We start from the raw sequence: 12,954 nt of genomic DNA, 5'->3' as shown, positions 1-12,954 counted from the left end.
ACGGCCTCGACTACCATCACACCTCCGGTGTTCGGCGGCCCCGTGCCGCCGGGCGAATGACAATCGCGCCCGCCCCGCATACCGGAGCGGGCACGGATTTCTGCGTTTCGCGCCAGGGCGAAACCGCCGGCGGTCGATGCGGCACGAATTTGGAGAAAGAGAAATGGAGAAGTTTGATCATGCGGCGGTTTCGCCGCCGGGGCATGGGATGCCGGCAATGGCCTTCGGCAAGCATGTCATCCGTATTATGGCGGGCAATACCGGCGGTTCGCTCGGCCTGTTCGAAGCGTGCGTGCTGCCTGGCGAAGGTCCGCCACTGCACGTGCATGAACGCGAGGACGAGTTGTTCCGCGTTCTTGCCGGCCGCTTCGGCTTCTGGTGCGCCGGCGATTATGTCGAACTCACGGAAGGGGGCTCTATCGCCTTGCCGCGCGGTGTGCCGCACCGGTTCCGCAATGTGGGGCAGACGGAGGGCCGCCTCATGGTCGTCGTCACGCCGGGCGGGTTCGAAAGCTTCTTTCCGATCGTCGAACTCTGCAAGCCGGAAACGCCCGAGCAGATCGCCTCGATCGCCAGGGGCTTCGGCCTGACCTTCCCACCCGAGGACGATCGCAAGGTCGCCTGAACCAACGCAAACACGTCTCGATAATGAGCAACGGTCCACTTGAAAGGAGACCGAACGATGACACATGCAACTTCCAACGAAAACGCAGTGACCCTGACAACCGCGCAACTCGATGCCTATTTGGCTCGGATCGGGGTCGAGCGGCCTTCGCGCCTCGACATAGACAGCTTGTCGCAGTTGCATCGCGCCCATCTCATGAGTTTTACATGGGAGGCACTGGACGCCTTCATGGGATGGCCCTCCTCGATCACCCCGGCTGCGGCATTCGCCAAGATGGTCGAAAGGCGGCGGGGCGGCTGGTGTTATGAGATGAACGGCCTCTTCGGCGCCGCGCTTGCTGCACTGGGCTTCCGTGTGACGCGCCTTTGCGGCGCGGTCGACCGGGAAAAGCTTGGCGACATCGCCATCGGCAATCATCTGACGCTGCGTGTCGATCTCGACCGTCCCTATCTCGCCGAGGTCGGCATAGCGGACGCCATCATCGAGCCGGTGCCGCTTGTGGCCGGGCCGATCAGCCAACGCGGCTTCGATTTCTCCATCATGCCGGCCGACGGGAGCTGGCTGCGTTTCAATAATCATGTTCTCGGCATCGCGAAAAGCTTCGATTTCCGGCTCGACCACAGCGACGAAGCCGCGATGGCCGCAACACATGGCTGGCTGATGCAAGATCCCGGCTCCCCGTTCACCAATGCGCTCGCGGTCCTGCGGCACACGGCGGACGGCTATGTCGCCCTCCAGAACGACCGTCTGCGCCGCGTGACGGCGAACAGCCTCAGCGAGGAGCCCATAACGAGCGCCGCCCATCTCGGCGACACGTTCGAGACAGTCTTCGATCTCGACATTCCCCGGTCCGACCGCGTCTGGGAGCGCCTCCAGACGATCCGCCGCGACAAGGCTGCGTGAGCCGACAACCTCATCATTTCCCATCCGAGGAACCATTAATGCTTCGCACAACTGCACTCGCCCTTGCTCTTACCTTGAGCACGACCTTCGCTGCCCTTGCCACCGCAACCGATCCTGCGCCGGGTGGGGCCTACAAGACCGATCCCTCGCATTCGAGCTTCAATTGGTCATTCGACCATTCCGGCCTGTCCCACTACACCGCGCGCTTTACCGGGGTCGATGCGCGGCTCGACTGGAAGCCCGAAAAACCTGAAGCCTCCACGCTTTTGGTCACCATCGATCCGCTTTCGGTCCGCACTGATTATCCATGGCCTACCAAGGTCAACTTCGATGCGGAGATCGGCGGAGACGAGAGCTTCCTTGCAGCCAAGCCGATCACCTTCGTTTCCAAGGCGATCCATGTGACGGGCGAGAAGACCGGCACCGTCGAAGGCCTCCTGACCTTGCGCGGCGAGACGCACCCGGCAAAACTCGACGTCACCTTCAACGGCTCAATGGCGAAGCACCCAATGATGGGCGTCCCGAAGATCGGTTTCTCGGCGACCGGCAGCATCCGCCGCAGCGATTGGGGACTGGATTTTGCAATCCCCGAACTCGGCGACATCGTCACCTTCGCGATAGAAACGCAGATGGTGCCGGCTGATTACTCATTCCAGTGAGAAGCGAAGCGAGCGGCAGGTCCAACCGGACCTGCGCCGCCTGCGGTGGATCGGGGCCGATTTCGCTGGAAATGGCGACGCGACCCCTTTATCTTGCAGGGATGGCGTGTGCTGCGTGCGCCGCGGGCTTTCCCGAAATCGACGGAGACTGAAGATCAACCTTCCAAAACACAGGGAGCGCTGACCGGTGTCGCAGCCTATCTCTCCAGGTCTCATCCGATCCACCCTTCGCCAGTTCCTCGATAGCGAAGCTTCGGGCGGTCTCGTGTTGATGGCAGTCGCGTTGGCGGCAATCGTGACGGCGAACTCACCGCTTGCAGAGAGTTACTTCCACGCACTTCACATCTATCTGGGGCCGCTCAGCCTGCTGCACTGGATCAATGACGCGCTGATGGCGCTGTTCTTTCTCCTCGTCGGGCTCGAGATCAAGCGCGAAATGCTGGACGGCCAACTCTCCAGCTGGAGCCGCCGCATTCTGCCGGGTGCGGCGGCACTGGGAGGCATGCTGTTCCCCGCCCTCTTCTATATCTTGTTCAACCGGGAAAACCCGGCCGCCCTGCGTGGCTGGGCGATACCGACCGCGACAGACATCGCGTTCGCGCTCGGCGTCATCTCGCTGTTCGGCCCGCGCGTGCCTGCCTCGTTGAAGATCTTCCTGGCGGCACTGGCGATCATCGATGACCTGGGGGCGGTCGTGGTGATTGCGCTGTTCTACACCAACGATCTCAATCTTCTGGCGCTTGCCGGGGCCGCGGCGGTGCTCGCGGCGCTTTACGGCATGAACCGTGCCCGTATTCTGAAGCTCTGGCCGTATCTGCTGCTCGGCGCCGTGCTCTGGGTGCTCGTCTTCGCATCCGGCATCCACGCAACACTGGCCGGCGTTCTTCTCGCTCTTGCGATTCCGCTGAAGGTGACGCCGGGAACGCCCGAAGCAAGCCACGACCAGTCGCCGTTGCACCATCTCGAGCACGTCCTCCACAAACCCGTTGCCTTCATCGTCGTTCCGATCTTCGGCTTCGCCAATGCCGGTGTCTCCTTCTCCGGCGTCTCGGTAGCCACGCTGACGGAGCCATTGACGCTCGGCGTAGCGGCAGGCCTGTTGCTTGGAAAACTGGTCGGCGTTCTCGGCACCGTCTTCCTGCTCGTCAAACTTGGTCTCACCGACCTCCCGGCAAAGGCGAGCTGGGGGCAGATGACCGGTGTGGCCGCCCTCTGCGGCATAGGCTTCACCATGAGCCTTTTCATCGGGCTGCTTGCATTCAACGATCCCGACGTCCAGGACCACGTGAAGATGGGCATCCTGCTGGGATCTCTGCTATCCGGTCTGGTCGGCGCGGCGATGCTCGCAACATTCAATCGCCGATCCTGAGAGAGCGGGGCTGCAGGTCTCCATGAAGAACCCGGCCGATGGCGTCCTTTGTTTCGGCCGAAAGAGACGTCCCGTTTTGGAATCAAACATCTACAAGAAAAGCCTGCTCGAATTGTGCGCAAATTTTGGATAAGGTCGGCCAGTCGCTGGCCTAGCCGTGACTTTTGTCTGTTCGCTATTTTTATTGTTCCGCGCCAGCATCGCTTACACTTCGGTTTTAAATGTCGGTACCTTTACGTTCAGCCTCACTGCAGAATAGATGCCGCAGCTACAGTGTTGAAGATCTCATGGCGGACGCCTCCTTTGCTGCAGCTCTGCGCGAATCCGCATCCGAGTTACTGGCAATTCATCGCAGAGCTCCCAGAATAGTGCGTTATGTGGCCGATCTGCAGAAGTGGCTGCTCAGCCAGGCGGCATTGGCGTTGCATTTTGAGCGGAAACTCAACCCGTCCTGCCCCCCTTTGACCGCTTCCAACCTCGCAAAGTTTCTCGTTGAGAACCACATCGCCAGCCACAACACCGTCGTCTCACATATGAAGGAGATGGCGTATTACAAATTATTTGAGCCGGTGGAGACGACGGATCGGCGCGCCAAACCGTTACAAGCGAGCGCCTATGCTGAAGCCTTGATCCGGCAATGGTTCGAGGGGCACCTTCGTTCGCTCGACGGCATGGATGCGGGAGATCGCTGTCGGTGGTCGGAAGCGGATGAGACAATTCTGTATCGCGCTCAGCCGCGTATTGCACGTCGACTGTTTAACCATCCGGATTGGTACAGCCCGCCCGAAAGCATTGCGCTGTTCGTGAGGTCCGAATCCGGAAGCAACATATTGCACGACCTCATGTCGCGTGTGCCATTGCCACCGGTCGTAGGTGAACGAACCTGGGTGGGCGATGTCTCCGCTCAATTGACCGCAGCCGAATACGTCATTTCCCGCAGTCACGCCAGCAGATTGCTGGCGGCCGCGCGAACCCAAGGATTGCTGGGATGGCAGGCTACCCAAATGAGCGGAGATTGCTGGATTTCCGCGAGATTCGTCCTCGACTACAGACGCTGGCAGGCCACGAAATTCTCGGTTATCTCCGAGGTTTTGGCGAGTATCGAGTAGATGCGTGCCTGTGATCGCGCCGGCGAATGTTTTCCAAGAACGGCACAGATAGTCTCGGCCGCCCTGCCCGGACCTACACGCTTTATGTGAAATGCTAGGGTGCCCGCGTGGCTGAGGTTAAGCCGCGATCAGGTTCCGAACGCCGCGGACGGCGACAGCCGCAGCGCCGTGTCGTCGATGTTCATGAAATCGCCTCGTCAAGGTGGATAAGTTTTGTAGAAGATTGCAAATCTCCGCAGCCGGAGTCATTCATGCGGGCGCCGATCGAGCGGTAAGCCCTGCTCAAGCAGCTGCGAATATTCTGCCCAGAACCACGATGCCTGCCGAAGGAGAAAAGCGAATGCGTGTCTTGGTTCTGACTGTTGTTCGTCTCGGACCTGCTTTGGTCTATGCCATCGGCGCAATATTTGCCGCCAGCATGCTACTGCTGGCGATGTATCCATCACGCCCGTTTGCTTGGGCGCTTTACCTGACTTTGCTGCCGGTGTTGCGCCTACCCCTTATGTTACTTAGCGTGGCGGGGATGGGAGCGTGGGAGCTTCTCGCGGCGTTTGCATCGATGGCGATTTTCGGCGTCTATCTTTCTTTTCATCCGAAACGGTTTCTTAGGGCACGCTTCGTTCATGCTCATATTGCGCTGATCGGGTTGGTGCTTGCCAATGCGGCTGCAAGCACAGCTGAAGCAGGTCGCAGCGGGACGTCACTCCCCGGTTATGTCGACTGGTCACTGCCGTTGCCTACCGCGCTCCTCGGAACCGCGTTGATCATCCTGGCCGCCCTCGCGTGCCTTTCTACTCATGCCGAAATCATCCGAGGCATCCGGATCCGGGCCTGCATTGATCGGCTGCTGGAGCATCGCGTGTCCTTGCATTGACGGACGCCGGTGTAAGTCACATCCCCAATAGTTGGTATTTACCGATTTAATCAGTTGCGATTGCCATTTCTCGCAACCGTGCGAAGATGCGTTCAAACAACGCGGGGGTACCAATGAGCAATCGACACTTGATTTTTGCAGACATTATCGGCCGTATTGGAATCTGCTCCTATTCAATACTAGGTGTGTGGACGAAGATCACACGGATGATGACGACCGGCGACTATCCGTCCAGGGGCGTCGTATTCCTAATAGCTGAAATCGCTGCGATCTTATTTATCGGCATGATGTGTGTCGTGACCCTAACGAGAATGCCCCAAGTGCGGTCTGCGCGCGGCGTTGAACCATACCTGACGGCGATGGCAGGCACCTTCCTCTTCCTGCTGATCGCCTTCCTGCCGCCGCCAATGGTATTGCCAGATACTGTGCGTCTTGCCGCAACGGTTTTGATGATCATTGGCTGCCTTTCATCGGCATATATGCTTGCGATCCTCGGCCGCAGTTTCAGCATAGCACCGGGTGCAAGAGCTCTGGTCACAACGGGGCCATATTCCATCGTCCGCCACCCGCTCTATCTGACCGAGGAGATATTCGTTATCGGGATGATCCTGTTCAGCTTTTCTCCGTGGACGGTATTTCTCGGAATCGTGCATTGGTGCCTGCAACTTCGCCGGATGATTAACGAAGAGACGGTTCTCCGGGCGGCATTTCCAGACTACCGATCATATGCCGAGCGCGTCCCCAGGGTGGTTCCGTTTCTGCCCATGCGCGGCAAACGCGCCACGACCACTGCGTGACGGCTTGTGAATGCTCTTTTCTCGCTAGGCTTGGTGATCGAGGGGTTGACGGACAATCATGATCTGGTCGCTACAGGTACTGCGTTTCATCGCCGCATTGATGGTCGTCTACCTGCATGCGGCGCTGACGGCCTACCAAGCCACCGGATCAAGCGGGATTTTCCCGCCGATGATCCAGGTTGCAGGCACCGCCGGCGTCGATATTTTCTTCGTCATTTCCGGGGTCATCATCACCCGGACAGCGCGCGGCCTGACATGGCAGCAATTCGCGTGGAAACGAATTCGTCGCATCCTCCCGATGTACTATCTCGCATCTATCCCAGCAGCATTCATCGCCGCAAAATCCGGCTTCGGCTGGCGGGAGACAATCGCGACGCTAACCCTGTGGCCGGCGTTCGATCAGATGGCAGCGCCCGTCCTGCCTGCCGCATGGACGCTCTGTTTCGAAATGCTCTTCTATGGGGCGGCGACGCTTGTCCTCCTCGACCGGCGTTACTTGCCGGCGATCCTCGGGATCTTCGCGGTGTCGCTGACGTTCCGATCGACAGCGCCGGTGTTCCAATTCCTCGGCAACCCCATCATCCTCGAATTCATGATAGGTGCCGCCTTGGTGTACGCGCCGGCAGTCAAAGGCGCGAGATGGGGCATACCGGTTGGCGCAATCGCAATTCTCGCCGCCGGCTCGCTCGGCATGGCACCCCACGGCGATACGCTGGACTTCCTGATCGGTCAGGATGCTTTGCAGCGCGTGGCAGTTTATGGCATTCCTGCCGGATTGATGGTTTTCGGCACGATGCAGATCAATGTCGGAAAGAGCGTCTGGGCTTACCTCGGAGAGGCCTCCTACGCGCTCTATCTCTTTCACACCGTCCCGATTTCGGCACTGCTGACGCTCTGGATATTCTATCCCTTGCCGCCCGATATCATCATCGCGATCGGTGTCGCGGTCTCCCTGCTGTTCTGCTGGCGCATTCACGAGAAGGTCGAAAAACCGCTCCAGAGACTATTCAACCGATTGCCTCGCGGCGTAGTTACGGGGCGATCACTATCAGATAGGTATTAAGCGCGTTGTACAAGTCGGTGCATCAGTATCGCTCAGCTGCGGATACCGCCGAGGGCGACCTCGAGGCGCTCTTCACCCGCATCGGACGCGGCGAACCAGTCCAGCTGAACATGCAGAGCGGCACCGTCTTCGTCATCACCGGGAAGCAGCGCCGATGAGCCTCGATCTCTTCAAAACCGAGATGCGGATGAGCGCTGCCATCTCCGACTGCACCCTGTACCGTGACGAGCTGCGCCGCGTTTGGGATGGGGGCAAGCCCTTCCTCGTCGTTTGCATGCTCAACCCCTCCGACGCCGATCACCGACGCAATGATCCGACGGTGCTCGTGCTCATCTGGTTTGCCAAGCTCTGGGGCTATGGCGGCATCCTGATCGTCAACCTTCACGCCTGGCGCTCGCCATCCCCGAAGGAGTTGATGAAGGTCAAGGACTCGATCGGTCCGCGCTGCGACAACTTCATCGATCGCGCCCTTATCATTGCCCGTCACCAGAACACGCCTGTGCTGGCAGCATGGGGCAATGGTGGCGATTACCTCAGCCGTGACACGTGGTTCAAGCACCGCGCCCGCCAGCAGCTCGTCGACATCGTCTGCCTTGGCCTGACAAAAGGCGGCTTCCCCAAACACCCGATGGCGCGCGGCCAACACCGCATTCCGCGCGACCAGCAGCCGGTCATATTCCAGAGAGCGATGGAGGTCGCGTGATGAGCCGCGGACATCCGATAACCTCGACAAACGGTCGTGGGCCGACGTTTGTCGTTTGTAGAAACATGTTCGTGGAGCGATTGCCGGAAGCCCCGCTCGCATTTCACAATTAAGGGGCTGGTCAGGGCCAGTAAGCAGCGTCCTGATCGGCGCATCGCTCGGGGCGCAATTCATTCCCAAATTCACGCCGATAGATTGGAGCGGTCTTGTCGCAGTAGGTCTTGGCGTCCAGCCCGAAGGGTCTGCGGCCCGCGCGGCAATGCAATCTCCAGAGCCTAAAGCCGCCAATCAGAGGCGGCTTGCGAAAGGTGCGATCGAGCTGATTTCGATGGGCGACGACGAAAGCTAAATTCGGCATGCCGCGTGAACAAAGATTTTCGTTCATGCATAATATCAGGACACTTAGGCTGGAAAAATCAAACAATATCAATGCTGATTATCGTGATGGTGCCCAGGGGCGGAATCGAACCACCGACACGCGGATTTTCAATCCGCTGCTCTACCAACTGAGCTACCTGGGCCAACCCGCTTCGCTACGGTGTTCTAGATGAAAAGAACCGCGGGGCCTTGGTTCGCCCCGGAAGCGAGCGGGTTATAGCATCTTGTTCGGCCATGGCAAGCGTCAAATGACTCTTTTTTGACTGTCTTGACGGTTTTGCGGATTCATGTGGAAAAATAAGAACTTCGGAGAGGAAATCTCCTAGTTTTCCTCGTCAGGATAATCGGCCTTCGTTTCGTCGTCGGCCACCGGAATGGCATAAGAGCCGGTCAGCCAGCGGGAGAGATCGAGCTCGCGGCAGCGGTTGGAGCAGAAGGGGTAATGTTCGCGGTTTGATGGTTTGCCGCATTCCGGGCAAGGGCGCGTCTTGCGCAGCGGTTCGACCTTGGCGGCGGCTTTCTTGTCTTCGGGCATGATCGGTCCGTCCTAAAGCATGTCGCGCAAAAGTGTCAGCGGTTTTGCGACAACGACATGCATAAAAACAAGTGTTAAAACGCGACGCGCGGATCTGAAAGATCGTGACGCGCTTTAAGCATCGGCCGTCGGTCAGCCCTCGGGCCACCGGCTATGCACATCGAAGCCCTCGCCGGTCAGAAGCAGAATGGTTTCATAGAGCGGCAGGCCGACGACATTGGTGTAGGAGCCCACCATCTTCTGCACGAAGGTGCCTGCAAGACCCTGGATGCCGTAGGCGCCCGCCTTGCCGCGCCACTGGCCGGAGGCCAGGTAGTTCTCGATCTCGAAGCCGGACAGCCGCTTGAAGCGCACCTTGGTCTCGACGATCTTCTGGCGGATCTTGCGTTCGGGCGTCACCAGGCAAACGCCGGTATAGACGAGATGGTTGCGTCCCGAGAGGAGGTGCAGCGAGCTCAGCGCCTCGTCGGCGAATTCAGCCTTGCCGAGAATGCGCCGACCCACGGCGACCACCGTATCGGCGGAGAGGATATAGCTGCCCTTCCAGGTGATATCACCCTTGATGGCGGCAAGTGCGGCCTCGGCCTTCTCGGCCGACAGCCTTCGGGCGAGCGAACGCGGGTGCTCCGACTTCTTCGGCGTCTCGTCGATATCCATCGGCATCAGGCGCGAAGGCTCGATGCCGGCCTGGTTGAGCAGGTCGACGCGACGGGGCGAGCCCGAGGCCAGAATGAGCTTGTATTTCAGCGCCATGAAACCTCGACCATCGGCGGACGGGAGCGGGCAGACTTACTTGAAACGATAGGTGATGCGGCCCTTGGTCAAATCGTAGGGCGTCATTTCCACAAGCACCTTGTCGCCCGCCAGAACGCGGATGCGGTTCTTGCGCATGCGGCCAGCGGTATGGGCGATGATCTCGTGTTCGTTTTCAAGCTTCACGCGAAACGTCGCATTCGGCAGAAGTTCGGTGACGATTCCCGGGAATTCGAGGACTTCTTCTTTCGGCATATAGTGGTTTTCTTCCTGTGTGTTGCAGAGGCAGCGCAGAGCGCGCCTTTAAAATTTGGGCGGAAACTACACAATCAACGCAGGTTTGTGAACCTTGTTGATCAGGCTTTCCTTTATTTGTTTTCATGCCGATTGCGCGGCAATGCCATTTCGTCTGAGCAGCCGGCTTTCGATGAGACCGGCCAGGTGGTCGCGGACCTCGCGATAGCTGTCCAATATCTGTTCGCGCGTCCCGCTGACGACCGTCGGATCCATGGTCGGCCAATAGACGACGTCGACCGCGTTCGACCGCGTCAGTTCCAGCGCCGCATGATGAGCCTGCGGCGAAAGCGTGATGATCAGATCGAAATAATCGTCCTCGAGTTCATCAAGCGTCTGCGGCTGGCGGCGCCCAAGGGAAAGCCCGATTTCCTCAAGCACGACATCGACGAAGGGATCGCGCTCGCCGGCGCGAACGCCGGCCGACCTTATATAGGTATTGGACGGCAGAATGCTACGGGCGATCGCTTCGGCCATCGGCGAGCGGATGGCGTTCAGCCCGCACATGAAGAGGATCGCGCCCGGCCTCTTCGCGTCTTCGACATCGCCGGCAAGCTCCATCGCCGTCATCCACGCCAGTAGAGCACGCAGACCAGCGTGAAAAGCCGCCGGGCGGTGTCGAAATCGACCTCGATCTTGCCGGCCAACCTGTCTTTCAGCGTCTGCGAGCCTTCATTGTGGATGCCCCGCCGGCCCATGTCGATCGCCTCGATACGGCTTGGCGTCGCCGATCGGATCGCTTCGTAATAGCTTTCGCAGATCATGAAGTAATCCTTGACGATCCGCCGGAAGGGGGTAAGCGACAGGATGTGGGTGGCGACATCGCCGCCTTCTTCCGTCTTGATGGCGAAGACCAGCTTCGAATCGACCAGCGAGATGTTCAGCCGATAAGGGCCGCCGGAATGGCCGAGCGGCTCGAAGCTGTTCTCCTCGATCAGATCGAAGATGGCGACGGCGCGCTCATGCTCGACATCGGGCGTCGAACGGCCGATCGTATCGTCCAGGACGACGTCGCAAAGCCGGAATTCGCCCGCCGCCATCCCCTCACCTAATCGAGGTTGAGGCGGATCGCGACCGACCGCGCGTGGGCATCGAGGCCTTCGGAGACCGCAAGCGCGATCGTCGCCGGGCCCAGGGTGCGCAACTGCTGCGGCCCAAGGCGCAGGATCGAGGTGCGCTTGACGAAATCGAGCACTGATAGACCGGAGGAAAAGCGGGCCGAACGCGCCGTCGGCAGCACATGGTTCGAACCGCCGACATAATCGCCGATGACCTCGGGCGTATGAGCGCCGACGAAGATCGCGCCGGCATTGCGGATGCCGTCGAGCAGCTGGTCGGGATCGGCGACGGCGAGCTCGAGATGTTCGGCTGCGATGCGATTGGCAAGCGGAATGGCCTGCTTCAGATCGGCAACGAGGATGACCGCGCCAAAATCGCGCCAGCTTGCCGCTGCCGTCTCGGCGCGGTTCAACGTCTTCAGCTGGCGTTCGACCGCCTGCTCCACCGCCTTGCCGAATAGGGCATCGTCGGTGATGAGGATCGCCTGGGCGCTGGCATCGTGCTCGGCCTGCGCCAAAAGGTCGGCAGCGATCCAATCGGGATTGTTGTCCTTGTCGGCAATCACCAGCACCTCGGAGGGGCCGGCGATCATATCGATGCCGACGGTGCCGAAGACGTGGCGCTTGGCGGCGGCGACATAGGCATTGCCGGGACCGGTGATCTTGGCGACCGGTGCGATCGTCTCGGTGCCATAAGCGAGAGCGGCGATCGCCTGAGCGCCGCCGACACGGTAGATCTCGGTGACGCCGGCAAGCCTGGCGGCGGCGAGCACCGCCGGATTGACAGCGCCGCCGGTGGCGGGAACGGCGATGACGATGCGGTCGACCCCGGCGACCTTGGCCGGCACCGCATTCATCAATACCGAGCTCGGATAGCTCGCGGTGCCGCCCGGAACATAGAGCCCGACCGCCTCGATCGCCGTCCAGCGCGAGCCGAGACCGACGCCCATGTCGTCCTCGTAGATATCATCCTTCGGCAGTTGGCGGCGATGGTGGCTCTCGATGCGCAAGGCCGCGAGTTTCAGCGCGCCCAGCACTTCGGCAGGCACCGCCTCGATTGCGGCGTCAATCTCCTCAGGCGTGACGCGCATCGGCACGGTGGCAAAATCGATGCCGTCGAATTTCAGCGAATATTCGGCCAGCGCCACATCGCCGCGCGCCCTGACATCATCGATGATGGCACGGGCGACTGAATTCACATCCTCGGACACTTCGCGCTTCGTCATCAGAAAGGCGGCAAAATGCTGCTCGAAACCTTCCGATGCCTGATCCAGCCAGATTGCCAAGAGCTATATTCCTTCTCAACTCGAACCGCGATGTTCAAACTTCAGGCATCAAGCCCTTTAGGGGTGGCGGGGTTTGGAAGCCGCCTGCCATGCGCCGCCGATATCGGCCATCTGGACCTCGATACATTCGACGTCGAGCGCAATCGAGGCCGTTCCAGACAGCGCCAGCTCGATCGTGCCATCCGGCCCCTCGCCCTTCTTCTCGAAACGCAGCGCCAGCAGCGACAGCACCTCATCGCGTTTGCCGCGATCGACGCCGAGCGAACGGACGGCAAGCACGCGCTTGAACACCAGGGCGGCGCGGCGGCGCTCGAAACCCTTGCGCTTGCGCGCCGCACTTTCCCAGACGAAACGATTGGCGGCAAGCGCGAACTGGGCACCCCGCGGCGACCAGTCGATGTCGCCGACCTTGAAGACGCTATCCTGCATATGCGCAGAAATGATCGCGAGGTCCTCATCATCAAGCGCAACAAGCTTCAGGTCGGTCATTCAGGCTCAATCCCCAGAGCAGGATGCCGAAAAGTGCGAGCAGTTTTCGGACGACATCA

18 protein-coding genes and 1 tRNA gene are annotated in these 12,954 nt (G+C 60.0%); 10 read left to right on the top strand and 9 right to left on the bottom strand.

Annotated features, from left to right (window positions below; genetic code table 11):
* The first annotated feature begins 163 nt into the window (after positions 1 to 163).
* The 10 genes from NXC14_RS02920 to NXC14_RS02880 all read left to right on the top strand — a co-directional run bounded on the left by NXC14_RS02920 (position 164) and on the right by NXC14_RS02880 (position 8,102).
* Positions 164 to 625 carry a cupin domain-containing protein gene (locus NXC14_RS02920; RefSeq protein WP_085776887.1) on the top strand — a complete coding sequence of 154 codons (462 nt, stop codon included), beginning with the start codon at positions 164 to 166 and terminating at the stop codon, positions 623 to 625.
* Between the two features lie 57 nt (positions 626 to 682).
* Positions 683 to 1,528: an arylamine N-acetyltransferase gene (locus tag NXC14_RS02915; protein ID WP_085776886.1), complete on the top strand. Its 846-nt coding sequence runs from the start codon at positions 683 to 685 to the stop codon at positions 1,526 to 1,528.
* A gap of 38 nt (positions 1,529 to 1,566) precedes the next feature.
* Entirely contained in the window at positions 1,567 to 2,187 is a 621-nt protein-coding gene (locus NXC14_RS02910) for a YceI family protein (RefSeq protein WP_085776885.1), read from the top strand.
* Between the two features lie 187 nt (positions 2,188 to 2,374).
* Positions 2,375 to 3,556, top strand: a complete 1,182-nt coding sequence (gene nhaA / locus NXC14_RS02905) for a Na+/H+ antiporter NhaA (RefSeq protein WP_085776884.1) — start codon at positions 2,375 to 2,377, stop codon at positions 3,554 to 3,556.
* 287 nt (positions 3,557 to 3,843) lie between these two features.
* A complete protein-coding gene (locus NXC14_RS02900) occupies positions 3,844 to 4,665 on the top strand; it encodes a hypothetical protein (protein ID WP_085776883.1) in 822 nt (273 codons plus the stop codon).
* 340 nt (positions 4,666 to 5,005) lie between these two features.
* Complete coding sequence (locus tag NXC14_RS02895) at positions 5,006 to 5,539, top strand: hypothetical protein (RefSeq protein ID WP_085776882.1); 534 nt, start codon at positions 5,006 to 5,008, stop codon at positions 5,537 to 5,539.
* Positions 5,540 to 5,652: 113 nt separating this feature from the next.
* Positions 5,653 to 6,336 carry an isoprenylcysteine carboxylmethyltransferase family protein gene (locus NXC14_RS02890; protein ID WP_198175491.1) on the top strand — a complete coding sequence of 228 codons (684 nt, stop codon included), beginning with the start codon at positions 5,653 to 5,655 and terminating at the stop codon, positions 6,334 to 6,336.
* A 58-nt stretch (positions 6,337 to 6,394) separates the two neighbouring features.
* Complete coding sequence (locus NXC14_RS02885; RefSeq protein WP_085776881.1) at positions 6,395 to 7,399, top strand: acyltransferase; 1,005 nt, start codon at positions 6,395 to 6,397, stop codon at positions 7,397 to 7,399.
* 5 nt (positions 7,400 to 7,404) lie between these two features.
* On the top strand, positions 7,405 to 7,557 hold the full coding sequence (locus tag NXC14_RS32270) for a hypothetical protein (RefSeq protein ID WP_157131365.1): 153 nt from the start codon (positions 7,405 to 7,407) through the stop codon (positions 7,555 to 7,557).
* The gene (locus tag NXC14_RS02880; protein WP_085776880.1) at positions 7,554 to 8,102 is read left to right on the top strand and encodes a DUF1643 domain-containing protein; all 549 of its coding nucleotides are present in this window, start codon (positions 7,554 to 7,556) and stop codon (positions 8,100 to 8,102) included. Before NXC14_RS32270 ends, NXC14_RS02880 begins: the two co-directional genes overlap by 4 nt.
* 121 nt (positions 8,103 to 8,223) lie before the next feature.
* On the opposite strand, the gene NXC14_RS02875 is transcribed toward NXC14_RS02880, so the two are convergent.
* From NXC14_RS02875 to NXC14_RS02835, 9 genes are all read right to left on the bottom strand, one after another.
* Positions 8,224 to 8,487 (bottom strand): hypothetical protein, encoded by a 264-nt coding sequence (locus NXC14_RS02875; protein WP_157131364.1) that lies wholly within the window; start codon positions 8,485 to 8,487, stop codon positions 8,224 to 8,226.
* Between the two features lie 60 nt (positions 8,488 to 8,547).
* A tRNA-Phe gene (locus NXC14_RS02870) sits at positions 8,548 to 8,623 on the bottom strand.
* 179 nt (positions 8,624 to 8,802) lie between these two features.
* Positions 8,803 to 9,015: a DNA gyrase inhibitor YacG gene (gene yacG, locus NXC14_RS02865; RefSeq protein ID WP_085776878.1), complete on the bottom strand. Its 213-nt coding sequence runs from the start codon at positions 9,013 to 9,015 to the stop codon at positions 8,803 to 8,805.
* Positions 9,016 to 9,147: 132 nt separating this feature from the next.
* Positions 9,148 to 9,768, bottom strand: a complete 621-nt coding sequence (locus NXC14_RS02860) for a Maf-like protein (RefSeq protein ID WP_085776877.1) — start codon at positions 9,766 to 9,768, stop codon at positions 9,148 to 9,150.
* Positions 9,769 to 9,804: 36 nt separating this feature from the next.
* Positions 9,805 to 10,023: a translation initiation factor IF-1 gene (gene infA / locus NXC14_RS02855; protein WP_003545338.1), complete on the bottom strand. Its 219-nt coding sequence runs from the start codon at positions 10,021 to 10,023 to the stop codon at positions 9,805 to 9,807.
* 123 nt (positions 10,024 to 10,146) lie between these two features.
* Positions 10,147 to 10,632 (bottom strand): low molecular weight phosphatase family protein, encoded by a 486-nt coding sequence (locus NXC14_RS02850; protein ID WP_097600272.1) that lies wholly within the window; start codon positions 10,630 to 10,632, stop codon positions 10,147 to 10,149.
* A complete protein-coding gene (locus NXC14_RS02845; protein WP_085776876.1) occupies positions 10,629 to 11,102 on the bottom strand; it encodes a UPF0262 family protein in 474 nt (157 codons plus the stop codon). Before NXC14_RS02845 ends, NXC14_RS02850 begins: the two co-directional genes overlap by 4 nt.
* Before the next feature lie 8 nt (positions 11,103 to 11,110).
* Positions 11,111 to 12,406 (bottom strand): histidinol dehydrogenase, encoded by a 1,296-nt coding sequence (gene hisD / locus NXC14_RS02840; protein ID WP_085776875.1) that lies wholly within the window; start codon positions 12,404 to 12,406, stop codon positions 11,111 to 11,113.
* A 57-nt stretch (positions 12,407 to 12,463) separates the two neighbouring features.
* Positions 12,464 to 12,895, bottom strand: a complete 432-nt coding sequence (locus NXC14_RS02835; RefSeq protein WP_085776874.1) for a DUF2948 family protein — start codon at positions 12,893 to 12,895, stop codon at positions 12,464 to 12,466.
* Positions 12,896 to 12,954: the final 59 nt, after the last annotated feature.

The sequence above is a fragment of the Rhizobium sp. NXC14 genome, from assembly GCF_002117485.1.
GTDB lineage: Bacteria > Pseudomonadota > Alphaproteobacteria > Rhizobiales > Rhizobiaceae > Rhizobium.
This window is presented reverse-complemented; position numbering and strand designations above follow the sequence as displayed.